Annotated in this window: 3 protein-coding genes and 2 pseudogenes; 4 read left to right on the forward strand and 1 reads right to left on the reverse strand. The window is 63.3% G+C overall.

Translation table 11 applies throughout. The features are described 5' to 3' along the window. Positions 1–532: pseudogene (locus tag RKP46_RS16080) on the reverse strand (TolC family protein); the annotation flags it as partial. A 73-nt stretch (positions 533–605) separates the two neighbouring features. Between RKP46_RS16080 and RKP46_RS16085 the strand changes: the two are divergent. The 4 genes and pseudogenes from RKP46_RS16085 to RKP46_RS16100 form a co-directional block, all read left to right on the forward strand. After that, complete coding sequence (locus RKP46_RS16085) at positions 606–905, forward strand: transposase (protein ID WP_311107552.1); 300 nt, start codon at positions 606–608, stop codon at positions 903–905. After that, a complete protein-coding gene (locus tag RKP46_RS16090; RefSeq protein ID WP_311107553.1) occupies positions 902–1,789 on the forward strand; it encodes an IS3 family transposase in 888 nt (295 codons plus the stop codon). The genes RKP46_RS16085 and RKP46_RS16090 overlap by 4 nt, the downstream gene beginning before the upstream one ends. Before the next feature lie 144 nt (positions 1,790–1,933). Beyond that, entirely contained in the window at positions 1,934–2,452 is a 519-nt protein-coding gene (locus tag RKP46_RS16095; RefSeq protein ID WP_311107554.1) for an SCO family protein, read from the forward strand. Positions 2,453–2,464: 12 nt separating this feature from the next. Next, positions 2,465–2,731: pseudogene (locus RKP46_RS16100) on the forward strand (CoA transferase subunit A); the annotation flags it as partial.

The raw sequence follows: 2,731 nt of genomic DNA on the forward strand, positions 1-2,731 counted from the left end.
TTGCAACAACGTCACGCCTTGCTTGAATGTCGGTACGCTGGGCGTCGATAACATTGAGGTAATCGACCAACCCGGCACGCTCCCGAGCTTGTGCCAACTGATAGACATCAGCACTGCTTTGAGCCTTAACAAGAAGGCGCTGTTGCCGTTCCTGTTCTGCTGCATAGGACGTCAATGCATCGTCAACTTCCTGCCAAGCCCTCAATACCGTCCGTTGAAATTCGATAGCAGCTTCCTGCTGGCGCAGTTCTCGTAGCGTCACGGTCGCACGACGGCGGCCACCATCGAAAATCGGCAAATCCAAACTCGGACCGATAGACCAGAAGCGGCTACCCCAATCACCAAACTTGCCAGCTTCGTAGGAATCCAAACCGAAGCGAAGACCAAGGCGAACACTAGGATAAAGCTGGGCCTGGGCTTCGCCTATCGCCGCAGTTGCCTGATGTAAGCGCGCTTCGGCCGCACGAATGTCAGGGCGTCGACCGGCCAACTCAGATGGCACGCCGAGCTTGTATTGAGGCAACACCATTGCCGCGGCAGGATGATCTGGTACCCGAAAAATGGACGCCACGAGGTATGGTATTTTGACCTTGTGGAGGTTGGACATGAAGAGAGTGAATCGGAGTTACACGCCGGAGTTTCGGGCGGCGGCAGTGCAGCAGGTGACCGACGGTGGGCGGAGCATTCCGGCGGTGGCACGGTCGTTGGAGATGTCGGCGAAGACGTTGGCGAACTGGGTGTTGCGGGCGCGCAAGGGCGCCCCGCCGGTCAGGGCGTCGGCCGGACAGCCGGTGAATGAGTTGCAGGCAGAGGTGACGCGATTGCGGCAAGAGGTCGCCAGGCTGCGGATGGAGAAAGAGATCCTAAAAAAAGCGGCGGCGTACTTTGCCAAGGAGTCGATGTGAAGTACGCGTGGATCGAAGCGCATCTCGACTCCTATCCCGTGCGGCCGATGTGCGAGTTGCTGGGGGTATCGCCCAGTGGGTTCTACGCGGCGCGTTCACGGGCACCCTCGGCGCACGCGGTCGAGCAAGCGCAGATCGTGACGGAAATTCGTCGCGCCCAGACCCGGCATCGGGGTCGCTATGGTCGCCGGCGGATGACGACCGAGGTGCGCGCAGTGCTGGGTCGACCGGTCAATGAGAAGCGGATCGGGCGCCTCATGCGCCTGCATGATCTGAGTAGTCGTCAGCGGCGCCGGTTCCGCGTGGTGACCACGGACTCGAAGCATGCCCACCCGGTCGCGCCGAACGTCCTGGAACGTGATTTCGAGGCCACCGCGCCGAACCAGAAGTGGTTGGCGGACCTGACCTACGTCCCGACCGACGAGGGCTGGCTATATTTGGCCTTGGTGATGGATCTGTTCTCGCGCAAGCTGGTTGGCTGGGCGATGAGCGATACGATGCCGCAGGAACTGACGCTGGCCGCACTGCGGGTCGCCCTGGGCTGGCGTGACCCAGCGTCGGGCTTGGTGCATCACTCCGATCGCGGTTCGCAATACGCCGCCGGTGACTATCGCAAGGTCCTGCAGGCGCGCGGGATTACTGTTTCCATGAGTCGCAAGGGAGACTGCTGGGACAACGCCCCGATGGAATCGGCCAACGGCACGGTCAAGGTCGAGTGCGTCCACGGCGAACACTTCCGAACTCGTGCCGAAGCCCAGCGGGCGCTGGTCGAGTACATCGGCTACTACAATACCGAACGTCGTCACTCGTCGTTGGGCAACCTGTCGCCGGCGGCCTTCGAGCAGCGCTGGCACAGTACTCGTCCCCGACAACCGCTGGAGTAACATGGCAGTGAGCAGCGCCGCGTTATCCACCGCCGGCCGGTTTCCGGTTCGTCGCAAGCGACCGAACCGGCCGGCCGTGGATAACGCTCCTCGCCTCTTGGCGTCCACTCAAGGGGTACCGGTTCACTCTACCCGGAATTTGCGCTGGCTGCCAGCGATGGGCGCGAGCGACACCTGAGCGATTTCCGCGGCCAGGTGGTGGCCCTTTCGGTCGGCTATACGCAGTGCCCCGATGTCTGTCCGACGACGCTGATCGACCTGAAGTCCGCCGTCGAAGGCCTGCCACCGCCGCAGCGCCGGCAAGTGCAGGTGCTCTTTGCCACCCTCGATCCAGATCGTGATGGCCCGGCGTTGCTCAAGGAATATGTCGCGGCGTTCCACCCCGCCAGCGGACGTCCCGTCCTCGGCTTGCGCGGCAGCGCCGAGGCAACGGCAAAGCTGATCGGGCAGTTGCAGCTAGTCGCCGAGAAAAGGCCGTCGGAAAGCGCGGGCTACACAGTGGACCATACCGCCGGCATCTTTCTCTTCGATGCCGCTGGCCGCCTGCGCGGCCTGGCCCCGTTTGGCCAGAGCGCCGCCGACTTGCGCAGCGACCTGGCCCGATTGTTGACCGAAGGCTCCGGCGTGCCGGCAACGGCACAGCGGGTTGCACATGCCGACTGAAGAGATGGACGAATGCCCACCAACAAGCTGATTACCCTGGCCGAAGCAGTGCGCCGCTACACCTGGGATGGCATGCAGTACGCCAGTGGTGCGGCCCTGCCGGTCGGCTCGGACGCCATCGCCTTCGGCCGGGAGCTGCTGCGCCAGCGGCGCCGCGAGCTGCACGCCATCTTTCACGCCAACACGCAGCAACTCAACCTGCTGGCGGCGGCCGGTGCCGTGACCCAGGCAGAATGTGGCTTCAGCGGGCTGGAGGGCTTCGGCTTTGCCAATGGTCTG

Source organism: Accumulibacter sp. (assembly GCF_031732815.1).
Lineage (GTDB): Bacteria > Pseudomonadota > Gammaproteobacteria > Burkholderiales > Rhodocyclaceae > Accumulibacter.